Annotated in this window: 5 protein-coding genes, 2 tRNA genes and 2 rRNA genes; 8 read left to right on the top strand and 1 reads right to left on the bottom strand. The window is 56.4% G+C overall.

Annotated elements, in window-relative coordinates:
* Nucleotides 1–71 precede the first annotated feature (71 nt).
* From kdpA to kdpC, 3 genes are read left to right on the top strand one after another with little or no spacing between them, the layout of a single operon-like run.
* The gene (gene kdpA, locus V3C19_RS12685) at nucleotides 72–1,772 is read left to right on the top strand and encodes a potassium-transporting ATPase subunit KdpA (protein ID WP_295933874.1); all 1,701 of its coding nucleotides are present in this window, start codon (nucleotides 72–74) and stop codon (nucleotides 1,770–1,772) included.
* 33 nt (nucleotides 1,773–1,805) lie between these two features.
* Nucleotides 1,806–3,917 (top strand): potassium-transporting ATPase subunit KdpB, encoded by a 2,112-nt coding sequence (gene kdpB, locus V3C19_RS12680; RefSeq protein ID WP_343203844.1) that lies wholly within the window; start codon nucleotides 1,806–1,808, stop codon nucleotides 3,915–3,917.
* Nucleotides 3,918–3,946: 29 nt separating this feature from the next.
* On the top strand, nucleotides 3,947–4,513 hold the full coding sequence (gene kdpC / locus V3C19_RS12675; RefSeq protein WP_130084843.1) for a potassium-transporting ATPase subunit KdpC: 567 nt from the start codon (nucleotides 3,947–3,949) through the stop codon (nucleotides 4,511–4,513).
* 149 nt (nucleotides 4,514–4,662) lie between these two features.
* Here kdpC and V3C19_RS12670 read toward each other — a convergent pair whose 3' ends face one another.
* A complete protein-coding gene (locus V3C19_RS12670; protein ID WP_295933868.1) occupies nucleotides 4,663–6,267 on the bottom strand; it encodes a putative Ig domain-containing protein in 1,605 nt (534 codons plus the stop codon).
* Between the two features lie 187 nt (nucleotides 6,268–6,454).
* On the opposite strand from V3C19_RS12670, the gene clpB reads away from it, so the two are divergent.
* The 5 genes from clpB (at nucleotide 6,455) to V3C19_RS12645 (ending at nucleotide 14,960) form a co-directional block, all read left to right on the top strand.
* Nucleotides 6,455–9,037, top strand: a complete 2,583-nt coding sequence (clpB, locus tag V3C19_RS12665) for an ATP-dependent chaperone ClpB (protein WP_130084845.1) — start codon at nucleotides 6,455–6,457, stop codon at nucleotides 9,035–9,037.
* 954 nt (nucleotides 9,038–9,991) lie between these two features.
* A 16S ribosomal RNA gene (locus V3C19_RS12660) occupies nucleotides 9,992–11,503 on the top strand.
* Between the two features lie 173 nt (nucleotides 11,504–11,676).
* Nucleotides 11,677–11,752 (top strand) — tRNA-Ala (locus tag V3C19_RS12655).
* An 83-nt stretch (nucleotides 11,753–11,835) separates the two neighbouring features.
* Nucleotides 11,836–11,912 (top strand) — tRNA-Ile (locus tag V3C19_RS12650).
* A gap of 211 nt (nucleotides 11,913–12,123) precedes the next feature.
* Nucleotides 12,124–14,960, top strand: a 23S ribosomal RNA gene (locus V3C19_RS12645).
* The 16S and 23S rRNA genes sit together here with 2 tRNA genes alongside, the layout of an rRNA operon.
* Nucleotides 14,961–15,015: the final 55 nt, after the last annotated feature.

Below are 15,015 nucleotides of genomic sequence, written 5' to 3'. Positions count from 1 at the left end.
AACAATTTCTTAATGTCCGGCAGCCCCTTGTTAACTACCCGGAATTTCCGGAACATGTATAAAGTTGCGTTATGTCCTCACACGACTTGTTAATCATTGTCCTATTCATAGGCATACTGGTCGCCTTCACTCCGTTGCTCGGGAAGTGGCTGGCGAATGTTTTACAGGGAAAGCGGAGCTGGCTTTCCCCGGTTCTTGGTCCCGTGGAGCGCTGCACCTACCGTGTGGCCGGCGTGGACCCCTCCCGCGAAATGGGCTGGAAAAAGTATCTGACGGCTGTTCTTCTGTTCAACGCCGCCGGATTCCTTATCCTGTTCCTTTCCCTGCTGTGCCAGAAATGGCTGCCGCTGAACCCCGCCGGCACGGAAAACATGCGGTGGGACATTGCCCTGAATACGGCCATCAGCTTCATGACCAATACGAACTGGCAGTTCTACTCCGGCGAAGGGCCGGAAGGCATCAGCTACTTTGTCCAGATGACCGGGCTGGGCGTGCAGAACTTCGTCAGCGCCGCCACGGGGATTGCCGTCATGGCCGCCCTGATCCGCGGTCTGAAAAGGAAATGCGCCTCCACTCTGGGCAACTTCTGGGCGGACCTGACGCGCAGTACCTTGTACTTTCTGATTCCGATTTCCGTGGTCGTTGCGCTTCTGCTGGTCTCCCAGGGGGTGGTGCAGTCCTTTGACGGACCCGTCACCGTACCGGGCATGGACGGCGTGGAGCAGGTGATTCCCAACGGTCCGGCGGCCTCCCAGGTGGCCATCAAGCAGCTTGGGACGAACGGCGGCGGCTTCTTCGGGAACAACAGCACGCACCCCTTTGAAAACCCCACGCCGTTCAGCAACATGGTTGAAATGCTCTCCCTGCTCCTGATCGGCTGCGCCTGCCCGTATGCCTACGGCGTGATGATCGGGAAAAAAAGGCAGGGCTGGATCATCTTCGGCGCCATGATGCTTCTGCTTGTGACGACCATCGGGCTTTCCCAGTGGGCGGAACACACGGGGAACCCGCTGTTCCCCGGCATGGAAATGCTGGAAGGCAAGGAAGTGCGCCTGGGCGTGACGAACAGCTCCCTCTGGTCCGTGGCTACGACGGCCTCCTCCAACGGTTCCGTGAACTGCATGCACTGCAGCATGTCCCCGCTGGGCGGCGGCATTGCCCTGTTCAACATGCTGCTGGGTGAAGTGATCTTCGGCGGCCTGGGCTGCGGTCTGTACGGCATGCTGATGTTCGCCATGATCACCGTCTTCCTGTGCGGGCTGATGGTGGGGCGTACTCCCGAATTCCTGGGCAAAAAAATTGAAGCGCGGGAAGTGCGCTGGTCCATGGTGGGCGTTCTGCTGCCCGGCATAACCGTCCTGCTTATGAGCGGACTGGCCGCCGCTACGGAAGTGGGGCGTGAATCCATCTGCAATGCCGGACCGCACGGTCTGACGGAAATTCTGTACTGCTTCGGTTCCCAGGCCGGGAACAACGGCAGCGCCTTTGCCGGCCTGGCTGTTGGGGATACGCCTTTCTATTCCGTGCTGGGCGGCCTGGCGATGCTGCTGGCCCGATTCGGAGCCATCATTCCGGTGATGATCATTGCGGGCAGCATGGTATCCAAGAAAACCGCGCCTCCAGCCCAGGGCACCATGGCGACGGACAACCTGATGTTCATGGTTCTGCTGGTGGCCGTGGTGCTGATTGTAGGTGCCCTCACCTTCTTCCCGGCTCTGGCCCTGGGGCCCATTCTGGAACATCTGCTTCTGTATTCGGGAACCATGCTGTAAGGAGCATTCACCAACAAACCAGATTTTACGATGATGAAAGAAGAAAAAAAGAATCAATCCTGGTGCAACGGGGCCATGCTGAAAACGGCCTTTCGGGACGCGCTGCGCAAATTTGACCCGCGTGCTTTATCCAAAAACTTCGTGATATTCGTCACGGCCATTGGTGCCCTGGTTGCCACGGTCGTCCTTATCCGGGATGCCGCCGCCGGGCAGCCTTTCGGCTTTACCCTGCAAGTCACGCTCTGGCTCTGGTTCACTGTCCTGTTCGCCAACTTTGCGGAAGCATTGGCGGAAGGCCGTGGAAAGGCCCAGGCGGACGCCCTGAAAAAAATGCGCGTCTATGTGAACGCCCGTCTGCTGACGGACAAGGGCACGGAGGAAATAGTCTCCGTTTCCGAGCTACGCAAGGGGCAAAAAGTGCTGTGCGAGGCCGGGGACATCATTCCTCTTGACGGCGAGGTGATTGAAGGCATCGCCAGCGTGGACGAATCCGCCATTACCGGGGAATCCGCCCCGGTCATCCGTGAAAGCGGGGGAGACCGCAGCGCCGTAACGGGGGGCACCCGCGTGATCAGCGACGGCATCGTCATCCGCATCACGGCGGAACCGGGCAATACCTTCCTGGACCGCATGATCGCCATGGTGGAGGGCGCCAGCCGGCAGAAGACGCCCAATGAAATCGCGCTGGGCATCCTGCTCGTGGCGCTGACCATCGTCTTCATTGCCGTAGTGCTTTCCCTCCCAGCCATGGCCGGATACATTGAGGATTCCGCCCGGGCGCTGGGTTTCAGGGCGGACGGCCATATCTCCCTGCCCGTTCTGGTCTCCCTGCTGGTGTGCCTGATTCCGACGACGATCGGCGGCCTGCTGAGCGCCATCGGCATCAGCGGCATTGACCGGCTGGTGCGCCGGAACGTGCTGGCTACGTCCGGCCGTGCCGTGGAAGCGGCCGGGGACATTGATGTGCTGATGCTGGACAAGACCGGAACCATCACCTTCGGCAACCGCATGGCGAATGAATTCCTGCCTGCGCCCGGCGTGGAGGACCAGCAGCTGGCGGAAGCCGCCCAGCTTGCCTCCCTGTCCGATGAAACGCCGGAAGGGCGCAGCATCGTGGTGCTGGCCAAAAAGCAATTTGGAATCCGGGGCCGCCACATGGACGCGGACCACATCGCCTTTGTTCCGTTCTCCGCTTCCACCCGCATGAGCGGCGTGGACATTGCGGCGCACGGCGGCCAGCCGGCCGTTTCCATCCGGAAGGGCGCTGCGGAAAGCGTGGCGCAGTGGGTGAAGGACCAGGGCGGAGCCTTCCCGCAGGAGGTGGAAATGACTGTGCAGAACGTCGCGCGTGCCGGAGGCACGCCGCTGGTGGTGGCCCGGGGAAGGGACGTGCTGGGCGTCATTTACCTGAAAGACATCGTCAAGGGCGGTATCAAGGAACGCTTCGCCCGGCTCCGGGCCATGGGCATCCGCACCGTCATGGTGACAGGGGACAATGCCCTGACTGCCGCATCCATTGCGGCGGAGGCCGGAGTGGATGACTTCATTGCGGAAGCCACGCCGGAAATGAAGCTGGCGCGCATCCGTGAAGAACAGGCGGAAGGCCATCTGGTGGCCATGACCGGGGACGGCACCAACGACGCTCCCGCCCTGGCCCAGGCCGATGTGGGCGTGGCGATGAACACCGGCACGCAGGCCGCCCGGGAGGCGGGCAACATGGTAGACCTGGACAGCAACCCGACCAAGCTGATTGAAATCGTGGAAATCGGCAAGCAAATGCTGATCACCCGCGGCGCGCTGACCACCTTCTCCTTCGCCAATGACGTGGCCAAGTACTTCGCCATCATCCCCGCCATGTTTGCGGGCCTCTTTGTGGCTGACGGCATGGCCCGGGGGCCGCTTTCCGCTCTGAACGTGATGGGACTACACTCCCCGCAGAGCGCCATCCTCAGCGCGGTGATCTTCAACGCCCTCATTATCGTGGCGCTTATTCCACTGGCCTTGAAGGGGGTTTCCTACCGACCGGCGGGAGCAGCCTCCCTGCTGAAGCGCAACATCCTCATTTACGGGGTAGGCGGCCTGATTGCGCCGTTCATCGGCATCAAGCTCATCGACATGGCCGTCACTGCCCTGCACCTCGTCTGAACAATTAAAAATCAACCTGCTGAATCATTATGAAATGGACATTTCCCAATCTGCGCCTGTTTCTGGCGCTGGCCGTCGTCACCGGCGGCATTTATCCCCTGGCTGTCACGCTTGTCAGTCTGATTCTGTTCCCCCATCAGGCGCACGGCTCCCTGATCCGGAATGAACGGGGGGAAGTCATCGCCTCGGAGCTCATCGCCCAGCCCTTCACCTCCGCCAGGTACTTCTGGCCCAGGCCTTCCGCCGGGGATTACGCCACCATGCCTTCCGGAGCCAGCAACCTCTCCTGGACCTCCGGAGAACTGGTCAGGACGGTGGCGGAGCGCAAGGCGGCCCTGCTGAAAGCCCACAACCTGCCGCAGGAAACGCCTGTTCCGGCAGATCTCCTGTTCGCTTCCGGAAGCGGCCTGGAATCCTGCATTTCCCCGGAAGCAGCGGAATTCCAGGCGGCCCGCGTGGCCACAGCCCGCAAACTGCCTCTGGAAAAAGTGCGGCAATTGGTGGCGGAACACCTCGTTCCGGGCGGCATTCTGGGGGAAAACGTAATCAACGTGATGACGCTGAACGCCGCCCTAGATACATTGCCTTCCAGTTAGGGGTGTATAGTTGACCGTCCCGGTCCGGGGAATACCCTGGCGGAAAAATCGTCCGGCAATCGGCCGGTGCCTTGGTTCCGCATCTTTCTCCGGTCGCCGGGGCGGATTTTATGTATGAAATGGAGGAACGCGCCTTCCGGGCCATAAGGCTATTTTTTACCCTCCAGAAGAAACAGGGCCGCTCCGTGGGGGTTGAGCTGCACTTTCATTTCCTGACTTGCCGTGCCGACGTTTTCCTGCTTCCACAAGTCGCGCACGTTTTGCGGAGACTTCACCTTGAGGCGGGAAAGGGGAACATGAATGGTTTGGCCTTTATTGCTTTTATTGAAAAAGCCGACGGCGGTACGGCCTTCCCCCAGCGGTTTGATCCAGACTTCACCGTCATCTTGGGACAGGACTTTTTCCGAAGGGCCGTGAAATGTCTGGTTGACGGCGATCACTTCCCGGTTGCACAGAATGCCCCGGGTGAAATCGTCCAGATGTTCCAGATCGCATGAAATAATCAGGGGGGCGGATATCATGGCCCAGAAGGACATCTGGAAATACTGTTCGTCCGGTGTCAGACGGGTGGGCTTGAACGTGGTATTCGCCTTTCCGACCTTGCCCAGGCGGCCGATTTGCAGCATGTCCGGATCATTCCAGTGCCCCGGCCCGGCGTAGGGCTGCCATTTCTCCTGGGAGGAAGCGATTTTCTTCAAACTGCCCCAGTGGTCTTCGATATCCCCCGTCGTGCGCCAGACATTGGCCGTCTTGCTGATAGGCCCGGCAATCTCGAACGGGGTGGAATTGGAAACGCTCAGCACAATGTCCCTGCCGCTTTTTTTCAAATCCGCCGCAATTCTTTCCGTGCTTGGCACGTCGATCAGGTACCAGTCCATCTTGACATAGTCGAATCCCCATTCCGCCCACTGTCTGGCATCCTGGGTAACCATCCACACGGGGCCTATTTTGGCGGCTCCCAGCCGCTGGGAACCTGGGCAGCCCCCAAACAGTTGGTCGGGCTGGGGGCGTTTGTTTTCAGGAAGGGCCAGGGAGGAATAATCTCCCTGCGGATTGGGGGAAGTGCCTCCCATGTAGCCGGCGTAGGTTCCCATCCACGGGGTTGAGTAAATTCCCGCTTTCAGCCCCAGGCTGTGGATTTCACGGCACATGGACTTCATATCCGGAAAACGCTTGTTGGGCTGGATGGCGCGGTACTTGCCGCCTCTGGCGCCTTGCCAGCAATCATCAATGTTAACATAGCGGTAGCCGTATTGCGCCAGCCCGGAACTGACGAGCAGCCGGGCGGTTTTCAGAATATTTTCCTGGCTCACGCCGCCGCTGTAGGAATACCAGCTGCTCCAGCCCATGGGGGGAGTCAGGCACATCTCCTGTCCGATGCGGATAGTGATGGTTCCGTTCGTTTTGCCATGGCCGTTGCTTATCTGCACGGGAAAGGAATAAGTTCCCGGACGGCTGATTTTTCCGGTGATGACGCCGGTTTCCCTGTCCAGTTTCACGCCGGGAGGCAGTTTGGCGGCGGCAAAACTCATGGGGCGTTCCCCGCTGGCGCAGATGGCGAACTGGATGGGGGAGCCGGGCCGTGCGCCGAAAAGCCGCGGTTCGTTCAGGACGGGAGCCGGTGATTCCGGCGGTGTCAGGCGCACGCCGGGTTCCGGGGCGGGATAGGGGGATGGCATCTCCTTGCCGGAGGCTCCCGTTTGGGTCAGGAGCAGGGCGGAGCAGAGAAACGGAAGAAAAGAAATGCGGATCATTTTGGCAAAAAGCTGGTAATGAGAAAATAAGAAAAGGCCTGTAAAATGCTTGTTCTGTAAATTACGCCGGTCACACCACAATATTACAAGGAATTCGAAGGGTCAAAAAAATTTTGGATAACGACAAAAATCCTGCTTTCCCATTCAACGGTTGGAGTTATTCTTATGTCTAAATTACCAACATACCATGCTTAACAATCTAACAACAAAATTTCAGGAAGCGCTAATGCAGGCGCAGCAGACTGCAGGGCGGCTTGGAAAACCGGAAATTTCCTCTCTGGATGTTCTGGTGGCGTTGCTGGAACAGGACGGCGGAATTCTTTCCCCCATTCTCCGCAAGGCTTCCTGTGATCCGGGGCTGCTTCTGCAGGCCGCACAAAGGGAAGTCTCCCATGAACCCACACAGAGCGGAGCCACCACGCAGCCCCAGATGGGCCGGGACCTGGCTACGGTAATGCACGCCGCCGAGGATGAACGCAAAAAGCTGAAGGACGATTACCTCAGCGTGGAACACTTCATGCTGGGGGCGCTGGATACGCAGAACAAGGTACACCAGTTGACGGATACCTTTGGACTGACCAGGGACAATTATCTGGCCGCCATGAAGGATGTGCGCGGCAACCAGCGCGTGACGGACGACAACCCGGAAGGCAAATACCAGACGCTGGAAAAATACGGCACGGACCTGACGGCCCGCGCCCGCGCCGGCAAAATTGACCCCGTCATCGGCCGTGACACGGAAATCCGCCGCGTTCTCCAGATACTTTCCCGCAGGACCAAGAACAACCCCGTACTTATCGGGGAACCCGGCGTGGGCAAGACCGCCATCGCGGAAGGCCTGGCACGCCGCATCGTGAACGGCGACGTGCCGGAAAGCATGCGCAACAAGCGCATCGTGTCCCTCAACATCGGGTCCATGCTCGCCGGAGCCAAATACCGCGGCGAATTTGAAGAACGCCTGAAATCCTTCCTCAAGGAAGTGACGGACTCCAACGGTGAAATCATCCTCTTTATTGACGAACTGCATACCATCGTAGGCGCGGGCGCCAGTGAAGGGGCGGTGGATGCCTCCAACCTTCTCAAGCCGGCTCTGGCCCGTGGCGAGCTGCGGACTATCGGCGCCACGACGTTGGACGAATACCGCAAATATATTGAAAAGGATGCGGCTCTGGAACGCCGGTTCCAGCCTGTCATGGTGTCCGAGCCCAGCGTGGAGGACACCATCGCCATCCTGCGCGGCCTGAAGGAACGTTATGAAGTGCACCACGGCGTGCGCATTACGGATGCAGCCATTGTGGCCGCCGCCACTCTTTCCGACCGCTACATTTCCGACCGATTCCTGCCTGACAAGGCGGTGGACCTGGTGGACGAGGCGGCTGCCAGGCTCAAGATTGAACTGGATTCTATGCCTTCGGAAATTGACCAGATTGAACGTGAAACCATGCAGCTTGAAATGGAGCGGCAGGCGCTCGCGAAGGAGGAAGACGCAGACAGCAAGGCCCGTCTGGAAAAAATCACCAAGGAACTGGCTGATCTGAAGGAAAAATCCGGTTCGATGATTGCCCAGTGGAAGAGTGAAAAAGCCGCGCTGGACGCCGTCCGCGTGGAACAGGAAAAAATAGAATCCCTCAAGATTGAAAGCGAACGGGCCAAGCGGATGGGCGACTTGACGCGTGCCTCTGAAATCACTTACGGAGAACTGCCGGAGGCCGAACGAGCCCTGGCGGAGGGAAAGGAAAAACTCAACAAGATGCAGAAGGCGGATGGAGGCCTGCTGAAGGAGGAAGTCACGGAGGCGGACATCGCCAAGGTGGTCGCCACCTGGACCGGCATTCCCGCCGCACGTCTGCAGGAAGGGGAACGCGCCAAGCTCGTTCACATGGAGGAACGCCTCGGAGCCCGCGTCATCGGACAGAAGCAGGCGGTCAAGGCCGTGTCTGATGCCGTGCGCCGTGCCCGTGCGGGGCTTCAGGATGAAAACAGGCCCATCGGCTCCTTCATGTTCCTGGGGCCCACGGGCGTGGGCAAGACGGAACTCAGCAAGGCGCTGGCGGAATTCCTCTTTGACGATGAAAACGCCATGATCCGGATAGACATGTCCGAATACATGGAAAAACACTCCGTAGCCCGGCTCATCGGGGCTCCCCCCGGATACGTGGGCTACGAAGAAGGCGGCCAGCTTTCCGAAGCCGTGCGGCGCCGTCCCTACTGCGTGATTCTGTTTGATGAAATTGAAAAGGCCCATCCGGACGTTTTCAACGTGCTTCTCCAGGTTCTGGACGACGGCCGCATTACGGACGGGCAGGGGCGTACGGTGGACTTCCGCAACACGGTCATCATCATGACGTCCAACATCGGCAGCCAGTACATCCTCAATGAAATCAACGCGGAACAGCGCGAAGCCAAGGCGATGGAAGCCCTGCGGGGCCACTTCCGCCCGGAATTCCTGAACCGCATTGATGAAATCATCATCTTTGACCGGCTGACGGCGGAAGAACTCAAGGGCATTGTGGACATTCAGCTTCAGCGTGTCCGCAAGCGTCTGGAAGCCAAGGGCCTGTTCCTGCGCATGACTCCGGAGGCTACGGCCTTGGTAGCGGACCACGGCTTTGATCCCGTCTATGGAGCCCGTCCCCTCAAGCGTGCCATTCAGCACGACCTGCTGGACCCCCTCAGCCTTAAACTCCTGGAAGGAGACTTCCCGGAAGGGACGGAAATCGTGGTCCGGGAAAAGGGAGGCAAGCTTGATTTTACCAAGGAAAAGAAATAACTGAAAAGCCCGTATTTCCGGCGTGATCCGGAAGCGGACAGGGGCGCGGCGTTAGGTTGCGCCCCTGTTTATTGGGTAGCGCGGAGAGAAAAGGACGTGCATGGTTCATATCTCCTCATTCCTTCCTCTCCACAGGATAAACAGTGGAACTGTTACTATTTGACCAGGGCAATCTGACCTTTGGAAACAACAGGGTCGCTACAGGGGAAAACGCCATGATTCTCTACAGGGAAGTGTCACTTTATATAAACAGCTTTTTCAATAACAATCACGCAATCAGGGAGAATAAATCAGTCCAGGCAAACACGGAAGCCATCCATGTCCATGGAGATATGGCGCCGGATGCCCTTTGTTTCTCCAACCATGCGGCAAGGAGGGAAGAAAGGCATGGGAAAGGGAGAAAAAGGAGAATGTTCAAAAAAATGACGAGTGGAAAAAGGAGTATGACAAAAACGTATTTTATTCATTATTAGAATATTAGGAATGGACATTTCTAGATTGGAAATCAGTCCGGATAATTTTTGATTCAAAATATATTGACAAATGGGTTGGTTTTAGTAGACTTCTCGGCACGCCAACACGGCGGCAGAACGAAAGGCCCACGGCCCTGGGAACCCTGCAGATGGGTTTTGGGAAGGAAGGCTGGCCGTCTGCAGGAAGCTTTTTTAAAGAGAGCGCCGATAAGAAGATTTTCAAGGGAATGACTACCGAAGCCTACGCAGGGCCGTCCTTTGAGCGATGAGAATCGCCGATGGGTAAGCGGTCTGAAGGAGCGACCTAGCTCTGAGAGGGTAGGGTTGGTAGAAGCAAGGGAAGGAAAAAAGGTCGTGACGCGCGCCGTGCTGGAATAAGCGAAGAGGCACGAGGGAGACAAACCCGAGTGAAGAGCTTGCGAAGCATGGCGCAAATGAAATCGAGAGATTCCATTTGGTCCAGCAATTTCAAAAATTATATTTGATGGAGAGTTTGATTCTGGCTCAGAACGAACGCTGGCGGCGTGGATAAGACATGCAAGTCGAACGGGAGAATTGCTAGCTTGCTAATAATTCTCTAGTGGCGCACGGGTGAGTAACACGTGAGTAACCTGCCTCTTAGTGGGGGATAGCCCTGGGAAACCGGGATTAATACCGCATACGATTGAAAGATCAAAGCAGCAATGCGCTAGGAGATGGGCTCGCGGCCTATTAGTTAGTTGGTGAGGTAACGGCTCACCAAGGCGATGACGGGTAGCCGGTCTGAGAGGATGTCCGGCCACACTGGAACTGAGACACGGTCCAGACACCTACGGGTGGCAGCAGTCGAGAATCATTCACAATGGGGGCAACCCTGATGGTGCGACGCCGCGTGGGGGAATGAAGGTCTTCGGATTGTAAACCCCTGTCATGTGGGAGCAAATTAAAAAGATAGTACCACAAGAGGAAGAGACGGCTAACTCTGTGCCAGCAGCCGCGGTAATACAGAGGTCTCAAGCGTTGTTCGGAATCACTGGGCGTAAAGCGTGCGTAGGCTGTTTCGTAAGTCGTGTGTGAAAGGCAGGGGCTCAACCCCTGGATTGCACATGATACTGCGAGACTAGAGTAATGGAGGGGGAACCGGAATTCTCGGTGTAGCAGTGAAATGCGTAGATATCGAGAGGAACACTCGTGGCGAAGGCGGGTTCCTGGACATTAACTGACGCTGAGGCACGAAGGCCAGGGGAGCGAAAGGGATTAGATACCCCTGTAGTCCTGGCAGTAAACGGTGCACGCTTGGTGTGCGGGGAATCGACCCCCTGCGTGCCGGAGCTAACGCGTTAAGCGTGCCGCCTGGGGAGTACGGTCGCAAGATTAAAACTCAAAGAAATTGACGGGGACCCGCACAAGCGGTGGAGTATGTGGCTTAATTCGATGCAACGCGAAGAACCTTACCTGGGCTTGACATGTAATGAACAACATGTGAAAGCATGCGACTCTTCGGAGGCGTTACACAGGTGCTGCATGGCCGTCGTCAGCTCGTGTCGTGAGATGTTTGGTTAAGTCCAGCAACGAGCGCAACCCCTGTTGCCAGTTACCAGCACGTCAAGGTGGGGACTCTGGCGAGACTGCCCAGATCAACTGGGAGGAAGGTGGGGACGACGTCAGGTCAGTATGGCCCTTATGCCCAGGGCTGCACACGTACTACAATGCCCAGTACAGAGGGGGCCGAAGCCGCGAGGCGGAGGAAATCCTGAAAACTGGGCCCAGTTCGGACTGTAGGCTGCAACCCGCCTACACGAAGCCGGAATCGCTAGTAATGGCGCATCAGCTACGGCGCCGTGAATACGTTCCCGGGTCTTGTACACACCGCCCGTCACATCATGGAAGCCGGTCGCACCCGAAGTATCTGAAGCCAACCGCAAGGAGGCAGGGTCCTAAGGTGAGACTGGTAACTGGGATGAAGTCGTAACAAGGTAGCCGTAGGGGAACCTGCGGCTGGATCACCTCCTTTCTATGGAGTAAGTGCAGCATTGACTGCATAGGTCGGTTCTCGTCTTGAGGGATGAGAAAGCGTATCTCGCGAGGGAGCGCAACGAACTAAACAAGATGTGTAAAGCAGGCTCGCCTTTGAGCGGAGCCGGTACGACGTGCGTCACGGCCTTTTTTTCTGAAAGAACCGCAACTGGGGGTATAGCTCAGTTGGTAGAGCGCCAGCTTTGCAAGCTGGATGTCCGGGGTTCGAGTCCCCGTGCCTCCACCAGTTTCGGTAAAGAGGGACAGAAACAAAAGACTTTGGTAACTAATCTTTAGTCTTTGGTAACTGTCTCGCAAGAGACCCAAGCCGGGCCTGTAGCTCAGTTGGTTAGAGCACGCGCTTGATAAGCGCGGGGTCACAGGTTCAAGTCCTGTCAGGCCCACCAAAAAATTGATTATTGGAAGGAAGACGAAAATTGACATCTGCGTGGCAAAGAAAACGATTGCTGAGAAGCAATCGCTTTCCAACAAAGTGGGTAGTTGAAAAACAACTACAATACACAACATAAAACATGCATACCAAGATAAAAAGACAATACAGTAAGTCACGAAAGGGCTTTGTGGTATTGTGGAAGTGGTAACAAGCTTTTGCAATATGATGAAGTAAGTAAGGGCGTACGGTGAATGCCTTGGTGCCAACAGGCGAAGAAGGACGCGGCAAGCTCTGAAAAACCTCGGGAAGCTGCAAGCAAGCGATGATCCGGGGGTATCCGAATGGGGTAACCTGATCGAGGCAATACTCGATCGTTCATACCTGAATACATAGGGTATGAAACGCGAAACCCGCTGAAGTGAAACATCTCAGTAAGCGGAGGAAAAGAAAGAGAAATCGATTCCGTAAGTAGTGGCGAGCGAAAGCGGATGGAGCCCAAACCGAAGGTACTCCTTCGGGGTTGTAGGACCACGACATATTCGACCATACTGGATAGTAGAACAGCCTGGAAAGGCTGGCCATAGAAGGTGAAAGCCCTGTAGACGAAATCCAGAGTGGGAATTAGTGGTATCCTGAGTAATACATCACACGTGGAACGATGTATGAATCCGCGCGGACCACCGCGCAAGGCTAAATACTAGTTGGCGACCGATAGTGAACAAGTACCGCGAGGGAAAGGTGAAAAGAACCGCTGTGAGCGGAGTGAAATAGAACCTGAAACCGTATGTCTACAAAGTGTCAGAGCAGAGCGATCTGCGATGGCGTGCCTTTTGTTTAATGAGTCTGCGAGTCAGTGTTTGTGGCAAGACTAAGGGCTTCCGGCCCGGAGTCGCAGCGAAAGCAAGTCCGAATAGGGCGAATCAAGTCGCAGGTACTGGACCCGAAGCGGAGGTGACCTACCCTTGGCCAGGTTGAAGCATGGGTAAAACCATGTGGAGGACCGAACAGGTGAACGTTGAAAAGTTCTCTGATGAGCTGAGGGTAGGAGTGAAAGGCTAATCAAACCCCGTGATAGCTGGTTCTCTTCGAAATGCATTTAGGTGCAGCGTCACGTGCTGATGCGCGGGGGTAGAGCACTGACAAGGCTAGGGGGCACACCCGCTTACCAAACCTTATCAAACTCCGAATACCGTGCAATGGAACGTGGCAGTGAGACAGTGGGGGATAAGCTTCATTGTCGAGAGGGAAACAACCCAGACCAGCAGCTGAAGGTGCCTAAATAACGCTCAGTGGAAAGGATGTGGGATTACACAGACAGTGAGGATGTTGGCTTAGAAGCAGCCACCATTTAAAAAATGCGTAATAGCTTACTCATCGAGTGATCCTGCGCCGAAAATGATTGGCGATCAAGCGTTATACCGAAGCTCTGGACTTTGCCGCAAGGCAGAGTGGTAGAAGAGCGTTGCATGCGCATTGAAGGGTGATGGCGACTGACCCTGGAGCGCATGCAAGTGAGTATGCAGACATGAGTAACGTAAAGCCGGGTGAAATCCCCGGCCGCCGTAAACCCGAGGTTTCCAGGGCAACGTGTTTCGTCCCTGGGTTAGCCGGGACCTAAGCCGAGGCCGAGAGGCGTAGGCGATGGACATCAGGTTAATAATCCTGAGCTCGCGACCCTTAAACTGGGGGGACGCATGAGAAAAGATGACTAGGTTATTGAATTCCGAGTTGAGTCCACGGACTCAGCGCATCATTGGATCGAGTGCCAAGAAAAGCCCCAGCGTATGCTAAGCGACCCGTACCGCAAACCGACACAGGTGGGTGGGTAGAATATACCAAGGCGTAAGAGTGAAACCTGGTTAAGGAACTCGGCAAATTAGCCCCGTAACTTCGGAAGAAGGGGTGCCTGCAGCGATGCAGGCCGCAGAGAAATGGCCCAACCGACTGTTTATCAAAAACACAGCACTCTGCAAAGACGCAAGTCGAAGTATAGGGTGTGACACGTGACCAATGCCGAAAGATTAAGGCAAGGGGTTAGCCGCAAGGCGAAGCTCTAAACCCAAGTCCCGGTGAATGTCGGCCGTAACTATAACGGTCCTAAGGTAGCGAAATTCCTTGTCGGGTAAGTTCCGACCTGCACGAATCGTGAAACGAGTTGGGCACTGTCTCAACCAGGCGCTCAGTGAAATTGTAGTGGCGGTGAAGATGCCGCCTACCCGCAGAAGGACGGAAAGACCCTATAGACCTTAACTGTAAGCTGTCATTGTTTCTTCGGTTTTAATGCTCAGAGTAAGTGGGAGACGCTGAAGATGCCCTTTAGGGGGCATCCGAGTCATCAATGAGACACCACCCTTTGAAACTGGAGGATCTAACCCTGAGCCGTGAATCCGGCCAGAGGACCGTGTCAGCCGGTCAGTTTTACTGGGGCGGTATCCTCCCAAAGAGTAACGGAGGAGCGCGAAGGTGGGCTCAGCCCGGTTGGCAACCGGGTGTCGAGTGCATGGGCATAAGCCCGCCTAACTGTGAGACCAACAAGTCGAGCAGATGCGAAAGCAGGCCCAAGTGATCCGGCGGTAGAAAGTGGAATTGCCGTCGCTCAACGGATAAAAGGTACCTTAGGGATAACAGGCTGATCACGCCCAAGAGTTCATATCGACGGCGTGGTTTGGCACCTCGATGTCGGCTCGTCGCATCCTGGGGCTGGAGAAGGTCCCAAGGGTCCGGCTGTTCGCCGGTTAAAGCGGCACGCGAGCTGGGTTCAGAACGTCGCGAGACAGTTCGGTCCTCTATCCTCTGTGGGCGTTGGAAAATTGAGGGGTTCAGACCTTAGTACGAGAGGACCGGGTCTGACGCACCACTGGTGCATCGGTTGTACTGTCAAGTGCATGGCCGAGTAGCTAAGTGCGGAAGGGATAAGCGCTGAAAGCATCTAAGCGCCAAGCCCATCCCAAGATGAGTTTTCCCTATAGGTTCGTGGAAGACCACCACGTCGATAGGTCGCAGGTGTAAGTGCAGCAATGTATTGAGCCAAGCGATACTAATCACCGATAGACTTCATCATATTACATCACACTCCCAATCGTGAATACAACTTACCAAATGTCCTATTCACCATA

The organism is Akkermansia sp. AE01SA01 (assembly GCF_036417395.1).
Classification (GTDB): domain Bacteria; phylum Verrucomicrobiota; class Verrucomicrobiia; order Verrucomicrobiales; family Akkermansiaceae; genus Akkermansia.
This window is presented reverse-complemented; position numbering and strand designations above follow the sequence as displayed.

Coding starts and splice junctions, on each gene's coding strand:
- V3C19_RS12670 (WP_295933868.1), bottom strand. CDS start 6,267: ATGATCCGCATTTCTTTTCTTCCGTTTCTCTGCTCCGCCCTGCTCCTG.
- kdpB (WP_343203844.1), top strand. CDS start 1,806: ATGAAAGAAGAAAAAAAGAATCAATCCTGGTGCAACGGGGCCATGCTG.
- kdpA (WP_295933874.1), top strand. CDS start 72: ATGTCCTCACACGACTTGTTAATCATTGTCCTATTCATAGGCATACTG.
- clpB (WP_130084845.1), top strand. CDS start 6,455: ATGCTTAACAATCTAACAACAAAATTTCAGGAAGCGCTAATGCAGGCG.
- kdpC (WP_130084843.1), top strand. CDS start 3,947: ATGAAATGGACATTTCCCAATCTGCGCCTGTTTCTGGCGCTGGCCGTC.